The organism is Streptomyces cylindrosporus, from assembly GCF_022698165.1.
Classification (GTDB): domain Bacteria; phylum Actinomycetota; class Actinomycetes; order Streptomycetales; family Streptomycetaceae; genus Streptomyces; species Streptomyces cylindrosporus.
This window is the reverse complement of sequence record NZ_JALDAY010000009.1, coordinates 383,101-407,036: the sequence shown is the minus strand read 5'-3', so window position 1 is coordinate 407,036 and position 23,936 is coordinate 383,101. Positions and strand designations below refer to the sequence as shown.

Annotated in this window: 25 protein-coding genes; 13 read left to right on the top strand and 12 right to left on the bottom strand. The window is 71.1% G+C overall.

The window, feature by feature from the left end; translation table 11 throughout:
- Positions 1-73 precede the first annotated feature (73 nt).
- Positions 74-235 carry a hypothetical protein gene (locus MQP27_RS30265; RefSeq protein WP_242769136.1) on the bottom strand — a complete coding sequence of 54 codons (162 nt, stop codon included), beginning with the start codon at positions 233-235 and terminating at the stop codon, positions 74-76.
- 56 nt (positions 236-291) lie between these two features.
- Entirely contained in the window at positions 292-936 is a 645-nt protein-coding gene (locus MQP27_RS30260; protein ID WP_242769135.1) for a DUF6629 family protein, read from the bottom strand.
- A gap of 846 nt (positions 937-1,782) precedes the next feature.
- Between MQP27_RS30260 and MQP27_RS30255 the strand changes: the two genes are divergently transcribed.
- Positions 1,783-2,955 (top strand): flavin-dependent monooxygenase, encoded by a 1,173-nt coding sequence (locus tag MQP27_RS30255; RefSeq protein WP_242769134.1) that lies wholly within the window; start codon positions 1,783-1,785, stop codon positions 2,953-2,955.
- Positions 2,956-2,965: 10 nt separating this feature from the next.
- Here the strand turns inward: MQP27_RS30255 and MQP27_RS30250 are convergent, their stop codons facing one another.
- Entirely contained in the window at positions 2,966-3,814 is an 849-nt protein-coding gene (locus tag MQP27_RS30250; RefSeq protein ID WP_242769133.1) for an SMP-30/gluconolactonase/LRE family protein, read from the bottom strand.
- Positions 3,815-3,888: 74 nt separating this feature from the next.
- Positions 3,889-4,650, bottom strand: a complete 762-nt coding sequence (locus MQP27_RS30245) for a FadR/GntR family transcriptional regulator (protein WP_242769132.1) — start codon at positions 4,648-4,650, stop codon at positions 3,889-3,891.
- Positions 4,651-4,889: 239 nt separating this feature from the next.
- Here MQP27_RS30245 and MQP27_RS30240 point away from each other — a divergent pair, with 239 nt between their 5' ends.
- From MQP27_RS30240 to MQP27_RS30215, 6 genes are read left to right on the top strand one after another with little or no spacing between them, the layout of a single operon-like run.
- Complete coding sequence (locus MQP27_RS30240) at positions 4,890-5,786, top strand: proline iminopeptidase-family hydrolase (RefSeq protein WP_242769131.1); 897 nt, start codon at positions 4,890-4,892, stop codon at positions 5,784-5,786.
- A gap of 23 nt (positions 5,787-5,809) precedes the next feature.
- Positions 5,810-7,531 (top strand): ABC transporter substrate-binding protein, encoded by a 1,722-nt coding sequence (locus tag MQP27_RS30235; protein WP_242769130.1) that lies wholly within the window; start codon positions 5,810-5,812, stop codon positions 7,529-7,531.
- A gap of 17 nt (positions 7,532-7,548) precedes the next feature.
- On the top strand, positions 7,549-8,553 hold the full coding sequence (locus tag MQP27_RS30230) for an ABC transporter permease (RefSeq protein ID WP_242769129.1): 1,005 nt from the start codon (positions 7,549-7,551) through the stop codon (positions 8,551-8,553).
- Between the two features lie 6 nt (positions 8,554-8,559).
- Entirely contained in the window at positions 8,560-9,525 is a 966-nt protein-coding gene (locus MQP27_RS30225) for an ABC transporter permease (protein ID WP_242769128.1), read from the top strand.
- Positions 9,518-10,564: an ABC transporter ATP-binding protein gene (locus MQP27_RS30220; protein WP_242769127.1), complete on the top strand. Its 1,047-nt coding sequence runs from the start codon at positions 9,518-9,520 to the stop codon at positions 10,562-10,564. Before MQP27_RS30225 ends, MQP27_RS30220 begins: the two co-directional genes overlap by 8 nt.
- 11 nt (positions 10,565-10,575) lie before the next feature.
- Positions 10,576-11,574 (top strand): ABC transporter ATP-binding protein, encoded by a 999-nt coding sequence (locus tag MQP27_RS30215; protein ID WP_242769126.1) that lies wholly within the window; start codon positions 10,576-10,578, stop codon positions 11,572-11,574.
- A 4-nt stretch (positions 11,575-11,578) separates the two neighbouring features.
- Here the strand turns inward: MQP27_RS30215 and MQP27_RS30210 are convergent, their stop codons facing one another.
- Positions 11,579-12,073 (bottom strand): hypothetical protein, encoded by a 495-nt coding sequence (locus tag MQP27_RS30210; protein ID WP_242769125.1) that lies wholly within the window; start codon positions 12,071-12,073, stop codon positions 11,579-11,581.
- A gap of 170 nt (positions 12,074-12,243) precedes the next feature.
- On the opposite strand from MQP27_RS30210, the gene MQP27_RS30205 reads away from it, so the two are divergent.
- The gene (locus MQP27_RS30205) at positions 12,244-12,915 is read left to right on the top strand and encodes a LuxR C-terminal-related transcriptional regulator (RefSeq protein WP_242769124.1); all 672 of its coding nucleotides are present in this window, start codon (positions 12,244-12,246) and stop codon (positions 12,913-12,915) included.
- Between the two features lie 51 nt (positions 12,916-12,966).
- Here the strand turns inward: MQP27_RS30205 and MQP27_RS30200 are convergent, their stop codons facing one another.
- Positions 12,967-14,025, bottom strand: a complete 1,059-nt coding sequence (locus tag MQP27_RS30200; RefSeq protein WP_242769123.1) for a glycoside hydrolase family 5 protein — start codon at positions 14,023-14,025, stop codon at positions 12,967-12,969.
- Between the two features lie 198 nt (positions 14,026-14,223).
- Here MQP27_RS30200 and MQP27_RS30195 point away from each other — a divergent pair, with 198 nt between their 5' ends.
- Positions 14,224-15,273 (top strand): LacI family DNA-binding transcriptional regulator, encoded by a 1,050-nt coding sequence (locus tag MQP27_RS30195; protein ID WP_242769122.1) that lies wholly within the window; start codon positions 14,224-14,226, stop codon positions 15,271-15,273.
- Here the strand turns inward: MQP27_RS30195 and MQP27_RS30190 are convergent.
- Entirely contained in the window at positions 15,265-16,077 is an 813-nt protein-coding gene (locus MQP27_RS30190) for an SAM-dependent methyltransferase (RefSeq protein ID WP_242769121.1), read from the bottom strand. The two genes, MQP27_RS30195 and MQP27_RS30190, sit on opposite strands and share 9 nt — an antisense overlap.
- A 25-nt stretch (positions 16,078-16,102) precedes the next feature.
- On the opposite strand from MQP27_RS30190, the gene MQP27_RS30185 reads away from it, so the two are divergent.
- Positions 16,103-17,554 (top strand): PP2C family protein-serine/threonine phosphatase, encoded by a 1,452-nt coding sequence (locus MQP27_RS30185; protein ID WP_242769120.1) that lies wholly within the window; start codon positions 16,103-16,105, stop codon positions 17,552-17,554.
- Positions 17,555-17,556: 2 nt separating this feature from the next.
- Here MQP27_RS30185 and MQP27_RS30180 read toward each other — a convergent pair whose 3' ends face one another.
- On the bottom strand, positions 17,557-18,000 hold the full coding sequence (locus tag MQP27_RS30180; RefSeq protein ID WP_242769463.1) for an ATP-binding protein: 444 nt from the start codon (positions 17,998-18,000) through the stop codon (positions 17,557-17,559).
- A gap of 238 nt (positions 18,001-18,238) precedes the next feature.
- Here MQP27_RS30180 and MQP27_RS30175 point away from each other — a divergent pair, with 238 nt between their 5' ends.
- From MQP27_RS30175 to MQP27_RS30165, 3 genes are read left to right on the top strand one after another with little or no spacing between them, the layout of a single operon-like run.
- Positions 18,239-19,117: a Sco1979 family transcriptional regulator gene (locus MQP27_RS30175; RefSeq protein WP_242769119.1), complete on the top strand. Its 879-nt coding sequence runs from the start codon at positions 18,239-18,241 to the stop codon at positions 19,115-19,117.
- Positions 19,114-19,371, top strand: a complete 258-nt coding sequence (locus MQP27_RS30170; RefSeq protein WP_242769118.1) for a DUF397 domain-containing protein — start codon at positions 19,114-19,116, stop codon at positions 19,369-19,371. The genes MQP27_RS30175 and MQP27_RS30170 overlap by 4 nt, the downstream gene beginning before the upstream one ends.
- 43 nt (positions 19,372-19,414) lie before the next feature.
- Complete coding sequence (locus MQP27_RS30165; protein ID WP_242769117.1) at positions 19,415-20,221, top strand: SAM-dependent methyltransferase; 807 nt, start codon at positions 19,415-19,417, stop codon at positions 20,219-20,221.
- Here the strand turns inward: MQP27_RS30165 and MQP27_RS30160 are convergent.
- The 4 genes from MQP27_RS30160 to MQP27_RS30145 are packed head-to-tail and all read right to left on the bottom strand — an operon-like array spanning position 20,211 to position 23,909.
- Positions 20,211-20,831 (bottom strand): hypothetical protein, encoded by a 621-nt coding sequence (locus tag MQP27_RS30160; protein WP_242769116.1) that lies wholly within the window; start codon positions 20,829-20,831, stop codon positions 20,211-20,213. The genes MQP27_RS30165 and MQP27_RS30160 overlap by 11 nt on opposite strands.
- Positions 20,828-21,694 (bottom strand): carbohydrate ABC transporter permease, encoded by an 867-nt coding sequence (locus MQP27_RS30155; RefSeq protein ID WP_242769115.1) that lies wholly within the window; start codon positions 21,692-21,694, stop codon positions 20,828-20,830. The genes MQP27_RS30160 and MQP27_RS30155 overlap by 4 nt, the downstream gene beginning before the upstream one ends.
- Entirely contained in the window at positions 21,691-22,629 is a 939-nt protein-coding gene (locus MQP27_RS30150) for a carbohydrate ABC transporter permease (protein WP_242769114.1), read from the bottom strand. Before MQP27_RS30150 ends, MQP27_RS30155 begins: the two co-directional genes overlap by 4 nt.
- Complete coding sequence (locus MQP27_RS30145) at positions 22,626-23,909, bottom strand: ABC transporter substrate-binding protein (RefSeq protein WP_242769113.1); 1,284 nt, start codon at positions 23,907-23,909, stop codon at positions 22,626-22,628. The genes MQP27_RS30150 and MQP27_RS30145 overlap by 4 nt, the downstream gene beginning before the upstream one ends.
- Positions 23,910-23,936 lie beyond the last annotated feature (27 nt).

The following is a 23,936-nucleotide window of genomic DNA, read 5'->3' as shown; positions in this document are numbered from 1 at the left end:
GCCTGTCCCGGCGGGCATGTCCTCGTCGTCGTGCCGCTGCTGGCACTGCCGCTTACCGGAATCGAAGCAGCGGCTACTGAATCCGCAGTACGTCTCCGTCAGGCGTCTCCTGCACGGGTACGACAGGCGGGCGGCGGGACGGGGGTGTCTTGGGGCGTGGCACATAGGTGTCTCCCCGCAGGCGGCGCAGCGGGGTCACGCGGATGCGGGTCTGGGACGGCTTGCCGGTGTTCATGACCCATACCCTGCGCCGCGCGTACCGGCACAGCCAGGTCCCTCCTGAACGGAGGATCAGCGGTCCTGGTAACAACTCCACCATGATCGGCGGGAATAACGCCGCCTCGTCCAGCCCAGCACCACCACCGAGCACACCGCCGCGAACGCACACCACGTCGACACGAACTCCAGCCGCCACAGCGCCCAGCACACCAGCGCGCCCACCCCGGCCAGGAGGCCGAGCCCGCGCAGCCGGCGGTCGCCGGACAGCAGCAGAGAACCCACCGTGGCCACAAGATACCCCGCGACCAACAGTCCCCCGTGCGACAGCCCGAGCACATAGCCGACGGTGTGCCCGCGGATCTCGGCCCGTACGGTACGCGTCGCGAGGGCGTAGGTAAGCGCGGCGGCGGTCGCGACACCGATGATCAGCGGTACGACCAGCCGCCGCCTGGCGTGCCGCGGGGCCGCGCACAGCACACCCGCCGGAACCCACACCACCAGCAGGGGAAACGCGATCACCGTCCAGGCCACGGTGGCCGGGCCCGTGCCGCCCCCGGCATGCCAGACCCACGCCTCCACCAGCTGATGCGCCCCGAGCAGCAACGGCAGCGCGGCCACCGGAAGGTCGCCGGTCCGGCGCGCCCGTGCCACGCAGGCCACCCCGACACCGGCGATCGCGGTCCCCGCAACGAGGTCGGCCGTCGCACTCCAGCACATCCCCCCACCATGACCGCGACCGCGCCCCGATTCCAACGGCAACACGGGGCATCCGCGCTCACAGGACGCCGATCCGGCCACATCGGGCCCGTGTCAGCGGTCCGGCTGCCAACAGTCAGGTTCCTGGGACTACATGGCACCGACTCCCTTCGACCCGCCGCCGGAGATGCTGCACCTTCAGGCCGCACGGCCCGTCTCCCGAGTGCGATTGTGGGACGGCAGCACGCCATGGCTCGCCACCCGTTACGACGACCAGCGCGCCCTGTACGGCGAACGAATCAGAGCAAGAGCAGGATCGGCGTCCGCCGCGATGCCTAGCCGGCGGAGTCGCGGACCGCGAGCGGTGCACTCCTCCGATACCTGGACGAGCAGCTCCAGGCCAGGCTCGCCGACCCGGCCGAGGACATGCTCTCCGACCTGGTCGCAACATGCTCGCCCTCAGCGCGTCGGCCTTCCTGGAACGCCCCGCGCAGCTCGCCGCCGTCCGCGACACCGACGACCCGAAGGTGCTGGCCAACTCGGTCGAGGAGATGCTGCGTTACCTGACCCTCGTCCACAGGCGAGGGCGTCGTCATCCCGGGCGCCGCCGGGAACTGGGACGCCGGCCACTTCACTGCCCCGACCGCCTGGACGTCCGCCGCGACAACCGCCGGCACATGGCCTTCGGTCTACGGCACTCTGTTCCGCCGCGTCCCGACCCTGCGCCGGGCCGTCGGCCTGGACGAGATCCCGTTCAAGGACGACGGGGTGGTGTACGGCGGGTACGAACTGCCGGTGACCTGGTGGCAGTTGACTCCTGGTGCGTTCCGGGTCACGGTGAGGATTCGTCGCCCCCGGAGGTCCGCCATGGCTCCGTCGTCAGCGCCCCACTCCGATTCCGGTCTCGTCGAACGCTTACGGGACCTGCGACCACTCATCCGCGGCCACGCCCTGCGCACCGAGCAGGAGCGCAGGGTCCCGGACGAGGTCGTCACGGCACTCACCGACGCCGGGATGTACCGCATGAACGTCCCCAAGCGGTACGGCGGTTACCAGACGCCGGTGCACACCCAGGTCGACGCGCTGGCCGAGGTCGCCGCGGCCTGTGGTTCGACCGCGTTCGCGGCGCTGATCCAGTCCGGGTGCTCGTTCATCGCGGCGCTCTTCCCCGACGAGGCGCAGGACGAGATCTTCACCAGCCCCGACGTGCGGGTCGGCGGCACGCTGATCCCGGACGCCACCGCGGTCGCCACGGACGACGGCTATGTCGTCAACGGCACTTCGGGTTTCGCCACCGGCTGCCGGCACGCCGACTGGCATCTGCTCACGGCGCGGGTGGAGTCCGCCGAGGGGCCGCCCGAGGTGCTGTGGACCGCCGTACCCATGGCGGAGTTGGAGATCCTCGACGACTGGTACGTCTCCGGGCTGGCCGGCAGCGGCAGCAACAGCGTCGTCGCCCGGGACGTGTTCGTGCCCGCCCACCGGATCCTGCCGGTCGGGCCGCTGCTCGCGGGCGAGTTCCCGTCCAAGGCCAACGCCGACGACCCGTTCTATCGCATGCCGGTCCTGCTGATGTTCTGTGCCTGGACGGCGCCGAACGCCCTCGGGCTGGCCCGGGCCGCGCTGGAGGAGTTCACCGGGCGCATCCACCGGCGGGGCATCACGTACACCTTCCACCGGCGTCAGAACGAGGCGACGGTCACTCATCTCCAGGCCGCCGAGGCGGCGATGAAGATCTCCTCCGCCGAGCTGCTCACGCGGGACTTCGTCGCCCGCATCGAGGCCGGGGAGCCGTACACGGAGGAGGAGCGGGCCAGGATCCGGGCGCAGACCGGCTACACGGCACGGCTGTGCAAGGAGGCGGTCGACATCCTCGCCTCCGCGTCGGGTGCGTCGTCGCTGCACCGGGAGGTGCCGATCCAGCGGATGGTGCGGGACGTGCACGCGCTGAACCTGCACTCCTTCGTCAATCCGGCGACCAACCTGGAGCTGTACGGGCGGGTGCTGTCGGGCCTGGACGCGGGGACGCCGTTTCTGTGAGGCCCCGTCGTCACGGCAGGCCCGCGCCCGGCACCTCGACGGGGACGGCGAGCACCTGACCGCTGCCGGGCGCCACCATCTCGGCCTCGGTCATGCCCTGCCAGCGCGCCGCCGTCACGTACAGGGTCCTGCGGTCCGGGCCGCCGAGGGCGCAGGCGAAGGCTCCGCGGTCCAGGGTCACGGTCCGCAGGACGGTGCCGCCCTCGGCGACGCGCACGCAGCACCGGCCCGGTACGTCGGCGTACCAGACGGCGTTCTCCGCGTCCGTGCAGATGCCGTCCGGCGTGCCCTCGCCGAGGTCGGCCCAGACGCGCCGGGCGGACAGGCCGCCGTCGGGGTCGATGTCGAAGGCGAGCAGCCGGTGGCGGTAGGAGTCGGCGACGATCAGCGTGGAGCCGTCCGCGGTCACCGCCATGCCGTTGGGGAAGGCGATGTCGTCGGCCGCCTCGCGCACCACCCCGTCGGGGGTGACGAGGTGGACGGTGCCGGGTTTGGTGTCCTCCCCCGCCATCGGGTCGAACGCGACGCGGTTGACGTAGGTGTTGCCGCGGCCGTCCGCGACGATGTCGTTCCAGCCGGGTGCGCCGAGGTCGGCGTAGAGAGCGAGACCGCCGTCGGGTTCGCGCCGCAGCAGCCGTCCGTCCGCCGACGACACGATCAGCAGGCCGCCGTCCGGGAGCCAGGCCGTGCACAGCGGCAGGGACGCCACCCGCGCGACGACCTCGCAGCGGCCCGCCGCGTCGACGGCCACGACCTCGCCGGCCGACCAGTCGGAGAAGTACAGCCGGTCGCCGTGCCAGCGCGGGGACTCCACCAGGCCGCGCCCGGTGAGCACCGTCGTCACCTCGGTCATCGTCATCACAGCTCCTCGATCGTGGCGGCCCCTTCACTGTCCATACGAACGGAGGCCGGCCGAATCGACGCGCGCGGGCGTCAGGATCCGTCCGCGGCCCGCACCCGGGCCAGCACGTCCCGGATCATCTCGGCGCTGATCATGAAGTGCCGGCGGGCGATCTCCTCCGCGCGCTCGGGCTCGCCCGCCGCGACGGCCTCGTAGAGGGACGTGTGGTCCGAGCCGGCCCGGTGGAAGTGGGTCCGCTCGCCCCTGCCCCAGGGCTCGACCGGGAAGCCGAGGCTGATCCTGGTCAGCAGGTCGCGGCTGAGCAGGGCGATCTGCGGGTTGCGGGTGGCCGCGCAGATGCTCTGGTGGAACGCGCTGTCGGCGGCCTGCTCCTCCCGGGGTGTGGTCGCGGACAGGTGCGCGGACAGGGCCGCCCGCATCGCTTCGAGGTCCTCGGGTCGCCGGCGGCGTGCGGCCGTCGCGGCCACCATGCCCTCCACCAGCCCGCGCAGGTCGAAGAGCTGCTCGAACTCCTCCCAGCGGGGCAGCAGGGTACGGCGGACCGCGGCCGCGGAGGACGTGGTCCAGCTGTCGCGCACGAACGCCCCGCCGCTGCGGCCCCGCCGGATCTCGATGACGCCCAGCGCCTGGAGGCGGGCCACCGCCTCGCGCACGGTGGGACGGCTCACCCGCAGCAGACCGGTGAGCTCGCGTTCCGGCGGCAGTCGTTCACCCGGCAGGAAGTCGCCGACGGCGATCGCGGTGAGCAGCCGGTCGGAGACCTCGTCGACGGCGGAGGTGACGCGCACCGGCCGCAAGGGAGAGGGCGTGCCGCCGAGGACACGGTCCAGCACGCGCGCGTACTCGTCCTCCGGCTCGGGTGCCTCAGGTACGGATGTCAGCCGACTCCCCCCAAATCGTCGCTTCTGTTAACGCACACGGGCCATGTGAACGCGCCGTTACTTCTTGGCCCGGCCCCGCTAAAAGGTCTTGTGCGCTGACCTTTTACCCAATCACTATCTCACCCATCCGTCACTCCCATCCCGTTTCAGCCAGCGGCCGGCTCGTTCCGGCCGGTCTGGGAGGCTCCCTCGTGGCGATCCCCGAACCGAACCACACCGGAACCGTCGACTTCAACGGCAATTCGACCTGGTACCGGATCACGGGCGAACCGGGCAGGACACCCCTGGTGGTCCTGCACGGCGGGCCCGGCGCCGGTCACGACTACACGCTCAGCATCGCGAACATCGCCGCCCAGGGCCGTCAGGTCGTGCACTACGACCAGCTCGGCACCGGCCGCTCCACCCATCTGCCCGACAAGGGCGCCGACTTCTGGACCGTCCAGCTCTTCCTCGACGAACTCGACACCCTGCTCAAGGAGTTGGGGATCGCCGACGGCTACCACCTGCTCGGCCAGTCCTGGGGCGGCATGCTCGCGGCCGAGCACGCGGTGCGTCGGCCGTCCGGGCTGCGCGGACTGGTCATCGCCAACTCCCCCGCCTCCATGGAGCTGTGGCTGGCCGCGGCGGCCGAACTGCGCGCCGCGCTCCCGCCCGAGGTGCAGCGCACCCTGCTCGCGCACGAGGCGGCGGGCACCACCGACCACCCCGACTACCGCGCCGCCGAGCAGGTCTTCAACGAGCGCCATGTGTGCCGTCTGACGCCCAACCCGCCCGAGGTACAGGCGACCTGGGACAACATCGAGGCCGATCCGACCGTGTACCACACGATGAACGGGCCGAACGAGTTCCATGTCGTCGGCACGCTCAAGGACTGGTCCGTCATCGACCGGCTGCATCTGATCGAGGCGCCGACCCTGCTCGTCTCCGGGCGTTACGACGAGGCGACTCCCGACACCCTGCGCCCCTTCGCCGACCGAATCCCCGATGTGCGCTGGCACATGTTCGAGCACTCCAGCCATATGCCGCACGTCGAGGAGGAGGAGCTCTACCTCCGGGTCGTGGGCTCGTTCCTCGACTCCACCGACTGATCCCCCGACGGGAGTTGTCTGCCATGTCCCGCAGCACCAGACGGGGCGCGCTCGCCGCGGCCACCGTCGCCCTCGCCCTCACCGCGGCCGCCTGTTCCTCCTCCGACGACGGCTCCTCGGGCAGCCCCACCTCGTCGTCGGGCTCCGGCACCGGCGCCTTCCAGCCGCAGCACAAGGGCGGCACCCTGAAGCTGGTCGCCCACGCGGCCGCGGGCACCTTCGACCCGCAGGTCAACTACACGCTCCAATACTGGCAGTTGTACCAGTCGATGTACGACGGCCTGCTGGCCTTCAAGAAGGTGAACGGGCAGGCGTCCTTCACCGTCGTCCCGGACCTGGCGACGGCACTGCCGAAGATCACCAATGGCGGCAAGACCTACACCTTCACCCTGCGCAAGGGCATCACCTTCTCCAACGGCAAGGCCCTGACCACCGACGACGTGGTGGCGTCCTTCCAGCGCATCTTCAAGGTCTCCAGCCCCACCGCCGGCACCTTCTACAACGGCATCGTCGGCGCCGACGCCTGTCTGAAGAAGCCGGCCTCCTGCACGCTCAAGGGCGGGGTGACCGCCGACGCGAAGGCGAACACGGTCACCATCAACCTCACCGCCGCCGACCCGGAGTTCCAGTACAAACTCGCGGTCCCGCACGCCGTCGTCGTACCGAAGGACTCGCCGACGAAGGACGCCGGCACCAAGCCGCTGCCCACCACCGGCCCGTACATGGCGGCCTCGTACGACCCGAACCGCGCGCTGAAGCTCGTTCGCAACCCGCACTTCAAGGAATGGTCGCGGGAGGCCGAGCCGGAGGGCTACCCGGACGCCATCGACTACACCTTCGGGCAGACCGTGGAGTCGGAGGTGACCGCCGTCGAGAACGGCCTGGCGGACTGGATGTACGACCCGCCGCCGGCCGACCGGCTCAACGAGATCGGCACCAAGTACGCCTCCCAGGCCCATGTGAACCCGCTGACCGCGTTCTGGTACGCGACGCTGAACGTCAACATGGCACCGTTCAACAACAAGTCGGCGCGCCAGGCGATCAACTGGGCCGTGGACCGGGCGGCCGTGGTGCGGCTGTACGGCGGCACCAACCTCGCCTCGCCCGCGTGCACGATCCTGCCGGCCGGGTTCCCGGGGCACGTCGACACCTGCGACTACACCAAGGGCGGGGGCACGACCTGGAAGGCGGCGGACCTGGCGAAGGCCAAGGCGCTGGTGAAGCAGTCCGGCACGGCCGGGCAGGAGGTCGGCATCGTCGTGCAGGACGACGACGTCAACAAGTCGATCGGACAGTACCTGCAGAGCCTGCTCACCCAGCTCGGCTACAAGGCGAAGCTCAAGCCGCTGTCGGGGAACATCCAGTTCACCTACATCCAGAACACCAAGAACAAGGTGCAGTTGGCGCTGACCTCCTGGTACCAGGACTATCCGGCGGCCTCCGACTTCCTCAACGTGCTGCTGTCCTGCGCCTCGTTCCACCCCGGCAGCGACTCCAGCATCAACATCTCCGGGTACTGCGACAAGGGCGTCGACGCCAAGATGCACGCCGCGCTGAAGACGGCGGAGACCGACGAGAAGAGCGCCAACCAGCAGTGGGGCGCGATCGACCAGCAGATCATGGTCGACTCCCCGGTCGTGCCGCTGATCAACCCGAAGCTGATCGACTTCACCTCGACCCGGGTCGGCGACTACCAGTTCAGCAAGCAGTTCTACATGCTCGTCAGCCAGCTGTGGGTCAAGTGACAAGCACCGAGCCCCCGTTGACCGCTCCGGCCCGGCGCTCGCCGGGCCCCTGGCGGACGGCCGCCACCGACCTGGTGCGCAACAGGCCGGCGATGGCCGCGGCCGCCGTCCTGCTGGTCGTCGTGCTGGCGACCCTGTGCGCACCGCTGTACGCGGACCACGTCGCCCACACCGACCCCTTCCAGTCCCATGTCTCCGGTACGACCGTCGTCGACGGCAAGACCGTGCCGGTGCTCACCCCGAGCAGCACCGGCCTCGGCCTCGGCGTCACGCCCATCGGCCCGACCTGGGACCCCGCCCACTACTTCCTCGGCGCCGACAACCAGGGCCGCGACGTCATGGCCCGGCTGCTGTACGGCGGCCGTACGAGCCTGTTCATCGGGTTCACCGCGGCGCTGCTGACGTGCGCGCTCGGCACGGCCGTCGGCATCGTCGCTGGGTACGCGGGCGGCGTCGTGGACTCCGTCATCTCCCGGGTCCTGGACGTCATCTGGGCCTTTCCGGTGTATCTGCTGGCCATCTGCCTGTCGGTCGTACTGCTCACGAACGGGCTGCGCCTGGGCCCGCTGACCGTGGACGCGGGAAGCCTCTGGCTGCCGGTCGCGATCATCGCGGCGATCTATGTGCCGTACATCGCCCGGCCGTTGCGCGGTCAGGTGCTGGTGCTGCGGAACAAGGAGTTCATCCACGCGGCCGTCGGCTCGGGCGCACCGACCCTGCGCATCCTGCGCCGGGAGGTGCTGCCGAACGTCGTGCCGACGGCGATCGTCTTCGTCCCGCTGATGACCGCGCTGGCCATGCTCACCGAGTCGGCCCTGTCCTTCCTGTCCGTCGGCGTCCAGCCGCCCGACGCCAGCTGGGGCACGATCATCGAGGACGGCCTCGGGCTGCTCTACACCCGCCCGGCCGTGACGATCGCACCCGGCCTGCTGATCGCCCTCACCACGGCCGCCCTCAACGTGTTCGGCGACGGGGTCCGCGACGCCCTGGACCCGAGTGCCCGGCTGCGCGGAGGGGTGTGACAGCGCATGCTCCACTTCGCCCTCAAGCGCTTCGCCTCGGCCCTGCTCGTGATGTTCGCGATCAGCGTCCTGGTGTTCCTGATCTTCTTCGCCACCCCGGGAGTCGACCCGGCCGCCCGCATCGCCGGCCGCAACGCCGACCCCGCCACCCTCGCCCAGGTCCGGCACTCCTTCGGCCTGGACCGCCCGATGCCGGTCCGCTATCTCCTGATGATGCGTCACCTCCTGGTCGACCGCGATCTGGAGTCCTTCGTCAACCGCGGCTCCCGGGTGATCCCGCAGATCGTGCAGGCCACCCCGGTGACCCTGTCGCTGGTGGTCGGTGCGGCGGTGATCTGGATGGTGGCCGGCATCCTCATGGGCACCGCGGCGGCCGCCCTGCGCGGCCGGGCGGCGGACCCGCTGATCATGCTGGTGGGCGTGGTCGGCGTCTCCCTGCCGGCCTACTGGCTCGGCGAGGTCGTCAACCTCGTCACCCAGAAGCAGCTGCACGGTTCGCTGTTCTCCTGGGTGCCGCCGCCCGGCTACGTCGGCCTCGCCCACCCCGGCCAGTGGGCGCTGCACATGCTCTTCCCCTGGCTGACCCTGGCCCTGCTGTACGCCGGCATCTACGCCCGCCTCCTGCGCGGCGAGGTCGTCACCGCCCTGGGCGAGGACTACGTCCGCACCGCCCGCGCCAAGGGCCTGTCCGAACGGCGCATCCTCGTCCGGCACGCCCTGCGCTGCTCGCTGATCCCGATCGTGTCGCTGTTCGGCCTGGACTTCGGCGCGCTGGTGGGCGGCGCAGCGCTGCTGACCGAGGTGGTCTTCGGCCTGCCCGGCATCGGCAAGCTCACCTATGACGCCCTGCAGAACCTGGACCTGCCCGTGATCATGGGCACGGTCCTGTACGCGGCGTTCTTCGTGGTCCTCGCCAACGCGCTGGTGGACATCCTGTACGCACGACTCGACCCGAGGGCCCGCCATGCCTGAACCCCTGCTGGACGTAAGAGATCTGCGGGTGTCGTTCCGCACCCGCACCGGCACCGTCACGGCCGTCGACGGGCTCTCCTTCGCCGTCCCGCCCGGCGAGATCCTGGGCGTGGTGGGCGAGTCGGGCTCCGGCAAGAGCGTGTCGATGCTGGCCGTGCTGCGGCTGATCACCAACCCGAACGTGCTCGTCTCGGGCGAAGTCCTCTTCCGTGGACGGGACTTGCTCGCCCTGCCCGCGGACGAGATGCGGGCGGTACGGGGCCGGGAGATCGCGATGGTGTTCCAGGACCCGATGACCGCGCTGACCCCCGTGTACACCGTGGGCTGGCAGATCGCCGAGCAGATACGCGCCCATGAGCGGGTCTCCCGCAAGGCGGCGCACGCGCGTGCGGTCGAGCTGCTCTCCGACGTGGGCATCCCCGACGCGGCCTCGCGGGTGAACGCGTATCCGCACGAGTTCTCCGGCGGCATGCGCCAGCGCGCGGTCATCGCGATAGCACTGTCCTGCGATCCGGCACTGCTGATCGCGGACGAGCCGACGACGGCGCTGGACGTCACCGTGCAGGCGCAGATCCTGGACCTGATGCGGGAGTTGAACGCCCGGGGTTCGGCCGTGGTCCTCATCACCCACGACATGGGCGTGGTCTCGCAGATCGCCGACCGGGTCCTGGTGATGTACGGCGGCCGGGCGGCCGAGGAGGGTCCGCGCCGGGCGGTGTTCCACGGCCCGCGCCACCCCTACACCTGGGGGCTGCTGGACTCGGTGCCCCGCGTCGGCGGGCCCCGGCTGCGGCGGCTGCCCACCATCGCGGGCGTGCCCGTCTCCCCGGGCAGCCTGCCGGAGGGCTGCGCGTTCGCACCGCGCTGCCGACTGCGGCACGAACGCTGCGACGAGCGGCCGGAGTTGTCGGCTGGCCCCGGCGCGGGCGCGCACCGGGACGCCTGCTGGCTGCCGGCCGACCACCGCGCGGCCCTGCGGCTCACGACGCGGACGGCGACGGCCGGGGCGAAGGACCTGGACGCGGAGGCGGCGTCGTGACGACACAGGACATGACCACACCGACCCGCGGCGACGTCCTGCTGCGGGCCACGGACGTCACCAAGCACTACCCCCTGCGCGCCGACGGGTTCTCCCGGCACCGCCGCACCCTGCGGGCCGTGGACGGGGTGTCCCTGGAGGTGCGCGCCGGGGAGACCCTGGGCATCGTCGGCGAGTCGGGCTGCGGCAAGTCCACCCTCGGGCGTTGTCTGGTCCGGCTCACCGAACTCACCGGCGGGCGCGTGGAGTTCGACGGCCAGGACATCAGCGGCCTGTCCACGCGCCGGCTGCGCCCGGTCCGGCCGGGCATGCAACTCGTCTTCCAGGACCCGCAGGCCTCGCTCAACCCCCGCCGCCGCGCCGGGGACATCGTGGCCGAGCCACTGCTCGTGCACCGGTACGGCGACGCGGCCGCGGTCCGCCGCCGGGTCGCCGAGCTCTTCGACGTCGTAGGACTCTCGGCGGCGCATCTGGACCGGTATCCGCACGAGTTCTCCGGCGGGCAGCGGCAACGCATCGGCATCGCCCGGGCGCTGGCCACCGGCCCGAAGCTGATCGTCGCCGACGAGCCGGTGTCCGCCCTCGACGTGTCGATCCAGGCGCAGGTGCTCAACCTCTTCGCCGACCTCCAGGACGAGTTCGCGCTCACCTACGTCTTCATCGCCCACGACCTCGGCGTGGTCCGGCACGTCTCGGACCGTATCGCCGTCATGTACCTCGGCGAGATCGTGGAACTCGCCGGGACGGAGGAGCTGTACGAGGCGCCCGCGCACCCCTATACGCAGGCGCTGCTCTCGGCCGTCCCGGAGATCGACGACGGGAGCGACGCGTCGCCCCGGGAACGCATCGTCCTCACCGGCGAGGTGCCCAGCCCGGTGGACCGGCCGACCGGCTGTCCCTTCCGCACCCGCTGTCCGTACGCCCGCGAGCAGTGCGCGCTGGAACGGCCCCGCCTGACCCCGACGGCCTCGGGCCGTTCCGTCGCCTGCCACTTCCCACTGGCCGGCTGATCGGCTAGGAGGCGCTCGGCGCCGCCGTCGGGCCGAAGCCGCGCAGCTGCTGGATGTCCCCGCCGAGCTTGTCGCGGAAGTCCTTCAGCAGTTCCGGCTTCGCGCTCACCACCCAGCGGGTGCCGACCAGGTGCCGGCCGCCGTAGCCGCTGGCGGCGTCCAGCCAGGCCAGCTTGTACTTCTCCGCCGGGAACGTGGTGATGACGCGGTCGGCCTCCTTCGTGTGGCAGACGCCCTGTCGCAGCTCCTCCGCGTCCACCCGGATCCTCGGCTTCGCGCAGCCGATCAGCGCGGCGATCACCTCCACCTTCGCCGGCGCCACCACCCCGGCCCGCGGCGCAGCCGTCACCGAGGCCTTCCGCGACTCGTCCTCCTCGCCGCCGCTGCACGCCGTGGCCAGCGGGAGCAGGGCGAGCCCGCCGATCAGCGCGGCCCCGCGCGCCAGGCGGACCGTGGACGGAATGCGATCGGTGCGTCCTGGCGTTGCCTGGAATGACAAGTGGGCCTCCGTGTCCTGGAACCGGTCCGGTCCAGGGGTACGGATGAACACGGGAGAGCGTTCAGATCGGGTGATCGAGACCACAACAGAGACGGTGCCGTTTCGATAGCGGCAGGGCTATGCTGCTCTCTAGGTGAACGAAACCGTTTCGTTCAGAGGAGATGCACGCCATGACCTCCGTACTCGTCGTCCATGACCAGTCCCTGCAGCGCCTCGGCCTCCGAATGCTCCTCGCGGCCGAGCCCGATCTGATCGTCGTCGGCGAGACGGCGAGCGCGTTCGAGGCGGCCCGTATGGCCGCCGAGCTCCGGCCCGACGTGGTCGTGATGGGCGGCCGGGCCTCCGACGCGGACGGCGTCGAGGCGATCCGCCGCATCACCCGGCCCGCCGGGCCCGGCGACCACCGCCCGCGCCTGCTGGCGCTGACCCCGACCGACGACGAGTCGTACGCCTACGCCGTCCTGCGCGCCGGCGCCGGCGGCTTCCTCCTCCAGGACGCCACACCCCAGGAACTGTCCGCCGCCGTCCGGGTGGTGGCCGCCGGGGACGCCGTCATCACACCGGGCCTGACCCGCGCGCTCATCGAGACGGTCCGCGAGCAGAAGCCGCTGCGGCGGATCACGCAGGAGGTCGAGCTGCAGACGCTCACCCACCGCGAGCGCGACATCCTGACCGCGGTGGCCTCCGGCTGGTCCAACGCCGAGATCGGCCGGCGCCTGTCCATCGCGCCGACGACCGTGAAGTCCCACGTCAGCCACATCCTCGCCAAGATCGGCGCCCGGGCCCGGGTGCAGGCGGTGGTCTTCGCCTACGAGTCCGGGCTGGTGCAGCCGGCAGCCTGACGGCCGGTCACGGGGCCCACCCCCGTGACCGGCCGTCGGTCGGGATCGGGGTCAGGGCTGCTGGACGGGCTTGCCGCGCCCCCAGCCCCAGGCCAGCCGGTCCGCGCCGGACCGGTTCGTCGTCTCCAGCCACGGCCGGGAGGCGTCGCCGATGAGCTTCTGGATCGAGTACGTGTCGTCGGTGCGCAGACCCGGCCAGTACACCGAGCCCATCCCGAGCTTGCGGAAGGTGTCGGTGTCGGCCTGGATGAAGTTGATCGAGTTGTCGTCCGGGGCGGGCACGTTGTAGTTGAGGCCCGTCGTCATCGGGGCGCCGAACTCGTCCGCGACCGTCCGGCCCGCGCAGTCGCCGAGCCGCTCCTTCAGGTCGGACACCCACTGGTCGTAGGTGGCGTAGCTCTTCCAGAAGCCGTAGTGGTGCAGGGAGAGGTAGGTGCCCTTGAGGCGGGGGTCGGCGCAGACCGTGGTGACGTGGTCGTTGTAGCCGGCGCCGCTGACGAAGACGCGGTCCCGCGGCACGGACGGGTAGGTCGCCAGCCACTTCGCGGCGATGTCGGCCCACTGGGCGTCGGTGTAGCCGTGCGGCTCGTTCATCGGCTCGAAGTAGACCTTCGGGTCGTGCTTGTAGGCCTTGACCACGGTGTCCCACATGGGCCAGTAGGTGGTCTCGTCGTCGATGTAGCCGTCCTTCTTGTCGCCCGTGCCCTCCCAGTAGGACAGGATCACCTTGAAGCCCCGGTCGGAGGCCGCGTCGACGACCCCGCGGTACGACTTCCAGTAGGCGCCGTTCACCGTGTACGGGTTGATGGGCAGCCGCACGGTGTTGGCGCCGAGGTTGGCGCGGAACGCGGAGATGATGCGGCTCGCCTTGGCGTACGTCTGCGCGTAGCTGTCGGAGGTCGACAGGCCGGACAGCTGGAGGTAGTCGTCGGCGAAGTTGTCGCGCGGATCGGCCCAGTTGACGCCCCGGAACTGGCTCGTGCCGGCCGGCGCGGCGGCGGAGGCGGGAGTGCCGGTCAGGGTCGCACCGCCGACCGCGGCGATCGCGAGCGCCACACAGGCGGCGCGCAGCCGGGAGGTGGAGCGTCGGGGGGCGGGGGTCTTGCGCATCGACGTGCCCTTTCAAGAGGTGGCGGCTCTGCGTCGCGTATGTTTACGTAAACATCGAGGGCCTGCGGATCGGATGTTTACGTAAACTCGGCGGCGCCGGAATCCTGGCATTCGCCCCAGCGGCCGTCAAGGCTTCGCACGCGTACCATCCGGTGCACTGCGCAACAGGTCACCCGACTCGGCCCGAAGGAGGCACCAGTGGTGGAACGGGGCGGCTCCGGCGTCCCTGGCGGGCGCCGCAAGCAGCGGGTCTCCATGGCCGACGTCGCCAAGCTCGCGGGCGTCTCCTCGCAGACGGTCTCGCGGGTGTCCAACGGCCATGCCGGGGTGATCAGTTCGACCCGCGAGCAGGTGCTCGCGGCGATGCGTGAGCTGGGCTACCGGCCCAACAGCGCGGCGCGCGCCCTGCGTTACGGCCGGTTCAACACGATCGGCGTGATCCTGTTCAGCCTGGCCTCGACGGGCAACAGCCGTACCGTGGAGGCGATCGCCACGCACGCGGCGGCCGAGGGGTACGCGATCACGCTGATCCCGATCGACGTGCCGACCCAGGACAACGTGCTGGGCGCCTTCACGCGCATGGGCGAGCTGGCGGTCGACGCGGTGATCGTCATCATGGAGATCCATCTGGTCGACACCGGTACGGTCCAACTCCCGCCCGGGGTGCATGTCGTGGTCGTCGACTCGGACGCCGGGGACCGCTACAGCGTGGTGGACACCGACCAGGCGGAGGGCGCGCGCAAGGCCGTACGGCATCTGCTGGACCTGGGCCACCGGACGGTGTGGCATGTGACCGGGCCGGAGACGTCCTTCGCCGGGCAGCGCCGAACCCAGGCCTGGCGCGAGGTGCTTGAGGAGGCGGGCCGTCCGGTGCCGCCGCCGTTGCACGGCGACTGGTCGGCCGAGTCCGGGTACGCGGCCGGGCTCGCGCTCGCCGAACAGGACGGCTGCACCGCGGTGTTCGCGTCCAACGACCAGATGGCGCTGGGGCTGCTGCGGGCCTTCCACGAGCGCGGGCGCCGGGTGCCCGAGGACGTCAGCGTGGTCGGCTTCGACGACATCCCGGACGCCGCGTTCTTCGTCCCGCCGCTCACCACGGTCCACCAGGACTTCGCGGAGGTGGGCCGGCGCTGTGTGCGGGGCGTGCTCCAGCAGATCCGCACCGGGGACGGCTCCCCGCCGGGGACCGACCTCGTGCCGACGAGCCTGGTGGTCAGGGGGAGCACGGCGGCGCCACGGTCAGGGTGACTTCCGGCCGACGCCCGCGTACACCCAGTACTCGGCCGGGTTGTCCGGGATCACGTCGTCCGGGTCGGGGCGCCACAGCGGCACGTGCACCAGGCCGGGCTCGGCGAGCTCGAAGCCGTCGAAGAGGCCGAGGATCTCGTCGTAGGAGCGGGCGGTCACCGGGGAGGTGGCCCGGGAGCGGTACAACTGCCCCACCGCGGCCGCCGTGTCGGGGCGGTCCTGGTTCGTGGCGTGGGACATCGCCAGCCAGCCGCCGGCCGGGATCGCGTCCCGGAAGGCGGCCACGATGCCGGCCGGGTCCTCGTCGGGCGAGACGAAGTGCAGGATCGCGTTCATCAGTACGGCGACGGGCCGCTCGAAGTCGATCAGCTTGCGCACCTGCGGCGAGCCGAGGATGTCGGCCGGGCGGCGGATGTCGGCGTCGACGATCGCCGCGTCCGGGTTGTCGGCGAGCAGGGAGGCGCTGTGGGCCACGGCCACGGGGTCGTTGTCCACGTAGACCACCCGGGCGCCGGGGCTCGCCGTCTGCGCCACCTCGTGCACGTTGCCCTGGGTGGGGATGCCCGAGCCGAGGTCGATGAACTGGCGCACCCCGGCCGCGGCGAGGAAGCGCACCGCCCGGCCGAGGAAGGCGCGATTGGCGCGGGCCAGCGTGCGCACCTGGGGGTCGATGGCGGAGAACGCCGCCACGGCCTCCCGGTCGATCGCGAAGTTGTGCTGCCCGCCCAGCATGGCGTCGTACATCCGGGCCACGCTCGCCTTGTCGGGATCACTTCCCTGCCCCGGACCTGCGAAGTCGGGCATTCAACATCCCTTCCTGCGCCGGACATTGACGCATCATCATATAGTTGCGTGCGACGCGCGGCGCGGCGCGCCAGTTGCCCCGCCGCGCGGCCGGCCCCCCACCCGGAAAGGCACGACCCTGCGGAACGAACCGCGCAGCCGCACCGACATCCCGGCCACCGCCCGGCCCTCGCCGAGCCGGCCGGCCTTCTCCCCCGCCGCCGACATACTCGGCTCGGAGCTCGATCTGCGCCTGACCGGCGACCGGATCACGGCCGCCCTCACGCCCGCGTTCTGCGACGCGGCCTCCGTCTATCTCCTGGAGCGCTGGCGGCGCGAGGAGAACGCGTACCTCACCGCGGACCCGCCCCGGATCGAGGTGCACCGGCTGGCGCTGCGGCTGGGCGCGGCCGGGAAGGAGGACTGGGAGAAGGTCCTCCCGGTCGGCGAGGTGATCGTCTTCCCGCGCGGCACCCCGCACGCCCGCGCCCTCGCCTCCGGGCAGGCGCAGCTGCTCGACACCGTGGACACGATCACGGTCGAGCGCCTCCTGGCCTCCGGCGACGTGGGCGCGCGCCTGCACGACCTGCTGCTGGTGTCCTCGTTCCTCGTCGTGCCGCTGCGGCTCGGGGAGACCACGATCGGGTTCGTCGTCTGCACCCGCGGCCCGGACCGCAAGGCGTTCCTGCCCGAAGAGGTGGCGGCCGTCGAGGAGTTGGCCGCGCGGGCCGCCGTCGCGCTGGACAACGCCCGCCGCTACGAGCGCGAGCGGCGCACCGCCCTCGCCATCCGCGACAGCCTGCCGCACGGCACGCACCAGGAGCTCGCGGGCTGCCGGGTCGCCCATGGTTCGCTGCCCGCCGGGCCGGACACCGTCATCGGCGGCGACTGGTTCGACGTGCTGGAGCGGCCCGGCGACCGGGTCAGCCTGATCGTCGGCGACGCCATGGGGCACGGCCCGGAGTCCTCCGTGGCGATGCTCCAACTGCGCACCGCGGTAAGGGCGTTGGCGAGCCTCGACATCCCCGCCGCCGATCTCGTACGACGCCTCGACGCACTCGCCTGCGACACCCCGGGCGCCTCCTTCGCGACCTGCATCTACGCCGAGTGGGACGCTGCCCTGCACACCTGCACCCTGGTCGGGGCCGGGCACCCGCCCCCGCTGCTGCGCGGCCCGGACGGGCGCAGCGCGCCGGTACCGCTGGTCGGGGCGGGGCTGCCCCTCGGGCTGGGCACGGGTCACTACGAGGCGACCGTGCTGACCGTGCCGGAGCCCGCCCTGCTGGTCCTCTACAGCGACGGCCTGGTCGAGTCCCGCGACGCCGACATAGACCAGGAGATCGCCCGGCTCGCCCGCGCGCTGGACGAGGCCGCCGACGGAGACGGGCAGGACGCGCTGCCCGAGCTGTGCCACCACCTCCTGCACGCTCCTTCCGACGCGGCCGGCGGGGACGACCGGACGCTGCTGCTCGCCGAGCTGACGCCGGCGCGGGGCTGAACTCAGGCGGTCGTCAGGGTGGCCCACACGGCGTTGCCGCCGGTGAGCCGGGAGCGGTCGACGCCCCAGGTGTCGGCGAGCTGCTCGACGAGCAGCAGGCCGCGCCCGCCCTCGTCGTCGGGGCCCGGTTCGCAGCGGGGCAGGCCGCCGCCGCTGTAGTCGTGGTCGTGCACTTCGAGCCGGACGCGGCCGTCGCCGACGAGCCCGATGCCGCACAGGATGCGTGCGCTGAGGGTGTGGCGGACGGCGTTGGTGGCCAGCTCGGACACGAGCAGCACGGCGTCCGCGCACAGGTCGCGCGGCAGCCGCCAGCCGGTGAGGCGGGCGTCCATGGAGCGGCGGGCGGTTCTGACGCTGGACCGGTGCGCCGGGAGTTCGAGCCAGTGGGTGAGGTCCGGGCTCGATACGTCTAAGAGCTGCGGGGAGGAAGTCGTGTGGGGGGACACGGCGGTGCCTTCCGTGGGGGTCGAGCGGGCGCAGTCGGAAGCGGGCGTGAGCAACGGGGCAGCAGGGAAGGGGTGTTGCAGGTGATCGCCAAAACGATTCACGCAAGTAACTATGCTCTCACCCAAGTTCAAGCTGCAACCAGCTGCCTGATAATTTCATCGGGCCGGTATCTCTCTGGCGACTTCACCAAGTCGCCTTCAGACTCTTACCGGTGACAGCCCCTCAGGAGGTTTCGGCGTGAGCGAGAGTCGTCCGGTCACGGGCAGCGGCAGCAGCGCACCCACGGTTCTGCGCATGATCCTCGGCCGTCGGCTGCAGGAGCGGCGGCAGGGCGCGGGCGTGTCCCTGGAGGACGCCGCCAAGGCCCTGCGGGTGACTCCGCTGACCATCCGCCGCCTGGAGAAGGCGGAGGTCGGTCTCAAGCCGCTCTACGTCGAGAAGCTGCTGGAGACCTACGGAGCCGACCGACAGGAGACGGCCGAGTTCGTGGAGTTCGCCGAGCGGGCCAACGAGCCCGGCTGGTGGCACACGTACCGGGACGTGCTGCCCACCTGGTTCAGCGCCTACGTGAGCCTGGAGACCGGGGCGAAGACGCTGCGCACGTACGAGCCCCACTACGTCACGGGACTGCTGCAGACCCCGCGCTACGCGAGCGCGGTGCTCGGCGGCGGCTTCCCGAACGACAGCGACGAGGACCTGCGGCGCCGCGTGGACCTGCGGTTACGACGTCAGGGTCTGCTGGAGAGACCCGACGCGCCCACGCTGTGGGTGGTGATGGAGGAGGCCGTACTGCACCGCGTGGTCGGCGGCCCCGAGGTGATGCGGGAGCAGATCGAGCGGCTCCTGGAGGTCTCGGAGCTGGAGCACGTCAGCGTCGACGTGGTGCCGTTCACGGCGGGCGCCCATGTCGGCGCCTGCGCCCCCTTCACGTACTTCCGTTTCGAGGAGCCGGAGTTGCCGGACGTCGTCTACACCGAGGTCCTCTCCGGCGCGATGTATCTGGACCAGCGTTCCGACGTCGTAGCCCATCTCGAGGCGCACAGCCGGATGTCCCTGCTGACCTCCGACGCGCAGAGCCGGGCACTCCTGGACCGCATGCGCAAGGAGTACTCATGACCACGATCGACGGCAGCTTCTACGTCTACAACGGCATGCCCGCCTCCGACCTCGGCGAGCACGGCTGGGAGTCTCCGTGGAGCGGCCCCAACGGGGGCCAGTGCGTACAGACGAAGCAGCTCGCCGACGGCCGGGTGGCGCTGCGCCAGTCGACGGACCCGGCAGGTCCCGCCCTCATCTACACCCCCGAGGAGATCGCCGCGTTCGTCGCGGGGGTCAAGCGGGGCCTGGCCGACCACCTCACCACCGGCTGACTTTCTCTCCTCTCCCCCCACGCACACCTCCGAAAGGGACAGCATGACCAACTCGCCCGCCGCGCGGGACATCGACACCAGCAGGCCCCATTCCGCCCGGATGTACGACTACTACCTCGGCGGCAAGGACCACTTCGACGTCGACCAGCAGGCCGCCGGGAAGGTCGCGGAGGTGTTTCCGGCCATCTTCGTCTGCGCCCGGGAGAACCGCGCCTTCATGCACCGGGCCACCCGCGTCCTCGCCAAGGAGCACGGCATCCGCCAGTGGCTGGACATCGGCACCGGCATCCCCACCGAGCCGAACCTGCACCAGGTCGCCCAGGCCGTGGTCCCCGACGCGAAGGTGGTGTACGCCGACAACGACCCGCTCGTGCTGAAGTACGCGGAGCGCCTGATGCGCAGCACGCGCGAGGGCCGTACGACGTACATCCACGCCGACTTCACCGAGCCCGAGGCCATCCTGGGCGCCCCCGAGCTGTCCGAGGCGCTGGACCTGACCCAGCCGGTGGCGCTCTCCCTGAACGCACTGCTGCACTTCATCCCGGACGCGTGGGGCCCGTACGACATCGTTGCCCGGCTCCTCGACGCCCTGCCCTCGGGCAGCGCGCTGGCGCTGAGCCACTGCACACCGGACTTCGACCCGGAGACCTGGCAGAAGCTCGTCGACATCTACATCAGCGCCGGGACCCAGGTCCAGGTCCGCTCCAAGGAGGAGGTCGGCCGCTTCTTCGAGGGGCTCGACCTGCTCGACCCGGGTGTCGCCGTCGGCCACCGCTGGCGCCCGGACGAGGAGCCGACGGCCACCGACGCCGAGGTCAGCCTGTGGACCGCGGTGGGCATCAAGCCGTAACTCCCTTGCGGTGACGCTGCCTTGAGCCCTGGCGCACATCGACCGCGGTGAGCGCCAGGGCGAGCGGGCCGGGTGCCAGGAAGGCCAGGGGTACGAGCATCCAGGCACACAGGGCCGCGGTCGCCACGGCGAGCAGCACCAGGGCGCTGCCGCCCGGGTCGCGCACGGTGGCGCGGGCGGCCTCGCGCAGGGCGGCCGACCAGTCGGTGAGCGACTCGGGGCGGGCGCAGGCCCGCAGGGCCACGACACCGGCGCTCGCGCCGATCGCGGCGGCCAGTGTCGCGAAGGCCGGCGCGCCCGGCAGTCCCACCCGGGCCAGCGCCAGGTCGGCGGCGAGCAGCAGCGCGCCGACGAGGGCGACGAGGCCCGCCGCCAGGTCGCCGGTGCGGATCCGGTGCCGTAGCAGCGTGACGTACTGCCCCGCGGTGGCCGGCCGGTCCTCCCCCGCGCCGCGGAGCACCGCGCAGGCCGTCGACAGTGCGGCCGGGGCGGTCACCAGGGGGAGGCAGGCCACGGTGGTGGCGAGGCCGACGCTGAGCGTGTCGGCGAAGAGGGTCATCCGCGGGCCGAAGACCTCGCCCGGCTCCCGTGCTCCGCGCATGGCGCTCATCCCTTCAGTCCCGAACTGGCCATGCCCTCCACCAGGAAGCGCTGGAAGGCGAGGAAGAACAGCACGATCGGCAGCAGGGCGATCACCGACATGGCGAACATCGGGCCGAAGGCCGACTGGCTGGAGGCGTCCACGAAGGAGCGCAGGGCGAGGGTGAGGGTGAACTTGTCCGGGTCGAAGAGGTAGATGAGCTGGGTGAAGAAGTCGTTCCAGGTCCAGATGAAGGTGAAGATCGCGGTGGTGATCAGGGCGGGCCGGGTGAGCGGCAGGATCACCTTGTAGAAGCTGCGGAAGGGGCCGCAGCCGTCGATGCGGGCCGCCTCCTCCAGCTCGCGCGGCAGGCCGCGCATGAACTGCACGATGAGGAAGACGAAGAACGCCTCCGTGGCCAGGAACTTGGGCAGGATCAGCGGCCAGTAGGTGTTCACCAGGCCGAGCTTGTTGAAGATGATGTACTGCGGGATCAGCACCGCGTGGTGCGGCAGCATGATCGTGGCGATCATGAAGGCGAACAGCGGGCCGCGCATCCGGAAGCGCAGGCGCGCGAAGGCGTAGGCGGCCAGGGAGCAGCTGATGACGTTGCCGAGAACCGCGCCGCCCGCGATCAGCAGGGAGTTGCCGAGCAGCCGCCAGATGGAGACGTCGTTGACTCCTTCGAAGGCGGTCTTGTAGTTGGACCACTCCAGGTGGCTGGGCAGGAGGTTCAGGCTGGCGATGACCTCGTTCGCGGGCTTGAGGGAGGTGGCGAGCAGCCAGGCCAGCGGGTAGAGCATGACCAGCAGGGCGGCCAGGCAGCCGAGGTGCACGGCGACGCGGCCCCACCGGATCGGCTTGCGGGGCACGGCAGTTGAAGCGGTTGTCATCGGTCCCCCTCGGAGGCGTAGAAGACCCAGGAGCGCGAGGTGCGGAACAGCACCGCGGTGACGGCGCCGATCACGATCAGCAGCACCCAGGCCATGGCGGAGGCGTAGCCCATGTGGGAGGCGACGAAGCCGCGGTCGTAGAGGTAGAGGGTGTAGACGAGGGTCGAGTCGGCGGGGCCGCCCTTGCCCGCGCTGACGGCGAAGGCGGGGGTGAAGACCTGGAAGGCCTGGATGGTCTGCAGGACCAGGTTGAAGAAGAGCACCGGGGACAGCATCGGCACGGTGACGGACACGAACTGCCGCCATTTCCCTGCCCCGTCGACGGCCGCGGCCTCGTACAGCTCGGCCGGGATCTGCTGGAGTCCGGCGAGGAAGATGACCATGGGCGCGCCGAACTGCCACACCGTGAGCAGGGCCACGGCGAGCAGCGCCCAGCCGGGCTTGTTGATCCAGCCGCCGCTGCCGGTCAGGTGGTCGACCGTGCCGCCGTCGTTGAACAGCGCCCGCCAGACGAGGGCGATGGACATGGAGGCGCCGAGCAGCGAGGGCGCGTAGAAGGCGGAGCGGTAGAAACCCTTGCCGCGCCGCATGTTCTTCAGGGCGAGGGCGACGACCAGGGCGAGGGCGAGTTGCAGGGGTACGGCGATCACGACGTACGTCAGGGTCGTGGTGACCGAGCGCCAGTAGCGCGGGTCCTCGGTGAACATCTGCGTGTAGTTGCGCAGACCCACCCAGCGCGGGGCGTTGAACAGGTCGTAGTCGGTGAAGGAGAGGTACAGCGACACGGCCATGGGCAGCAGGGTGAGGACGGTCGCGCCGAGCACCCAGGGCGAGAGGAACACCCAGGCGGCGCCCTCCCGTTGACGTTTCGGGCGCTTCCCCGGCGGGGCCGTCGTCGCGGGCACGGGGACCGCCGGTGTCTGTGTCGTCGTCATGACCTCAGCTCCGCCTTCGCCTCGGTGACGTAGTTCTCGGCCGCCTCGCGCGGCGACATCCGCTCGTACGACACCTGGTCGTAGTCGCGCTGGAAGGTGGTCTGCAGGGCGTTGTCGCCGGAGGGCGGGGCCTGCGGCGGGTCCTTGAGGGTGCCCTCCAGGGAGGACTGGAAATCGGAGACCGTCTTGTCGAAGTCCTTGAGCTCGGAGGCGGTCTGCTTCCTGATCGTCTCGTTGACGGGGATGCCGCGGGTGGCGCCGAGGATCTTCGCTGCTTGGTCGTCGTTGAGGAGGAAGTCGACGAGCGCGGCGGCCTGTTCGGGGTGACTCGTGTGAGCGCCGATGCCGAGGAACATCGACGGTTTGAAGTACTGGCCGGGCGTGCCGTCCTGGCCGGACGGCATGGGTGCGAGGGTGACGCCGGTGGGGACGAGGGCGAGGTAACCGCTGGACGGGGCGTCCCAGTTGAAGTCGGCGGTGGCCTTGCCGCGGCCGAGCGGGGTGTTCTCGACGGAGCCGTCGAGCTGGGTGGTCTGTTCGGCGGGCGAGACGACACCCTCGCGTCGCAGCCTGTCGGTGAACGTCCACCACTTGGTCAGGTCGTCGGCGGTGAAGCCGAGTCGGTTGTCCTTGGTGTAGAGGGCCTTGCCCTGGCCGCGCAGCCACACCTCGAAGGCGTCCTCGCTCTGGCCGGGGTCGACGGAGCCGGGCCTGCCTGTCTTCTCGGCCAACTCCCGCATGGCGTCCGCCCATTGGCTCCAGGTCCAGCTCTTCCCCGGGAGCGGGACGCCCGAGTCCTTCCACGCCTTGGTGTCGTAGACGACGGTCTCGGTGCCGCGGCCCTGCGGGATGGCGTACTGCCTGCCGTTCACCCGGCCGGTGGCGAGCAGGCCCGTGTCGATCTCGTCGGTGTGCAGGGTGTCCTCGACCTTGCCGAGGTCGAGGAGGACGTGTCCGGAGGCGTACTGGTCGATCTGGCGGTAGTCGAGCTGCATCACGTCGGGGGCGTCGCCGCCCGTGGCCTGGATGGCTAGCTTCTGCTTGTAGGCGTCGTAGCCCGAGAACGATGTCTGCACCCGCACGTTCGGGTGCTCCTTCTCGAACAGCGCGACGGCCTGCTCGGTGCGTGCCGCGCGGTCGGGGTTGCCCCACCACGTGTAGCGCAGCACGACCTTGCCGCCGCCGGCCGACTCCCCGGATCCCCCGCAGCCGGCCAGCACCGCGCACAGCGCGAGCGCGGCGGCCGACGCGCAGAACCCCTTTGTCCTGTGTCCGGGCATGCCGAGGTCACCTCTCCTCTCCTCGGA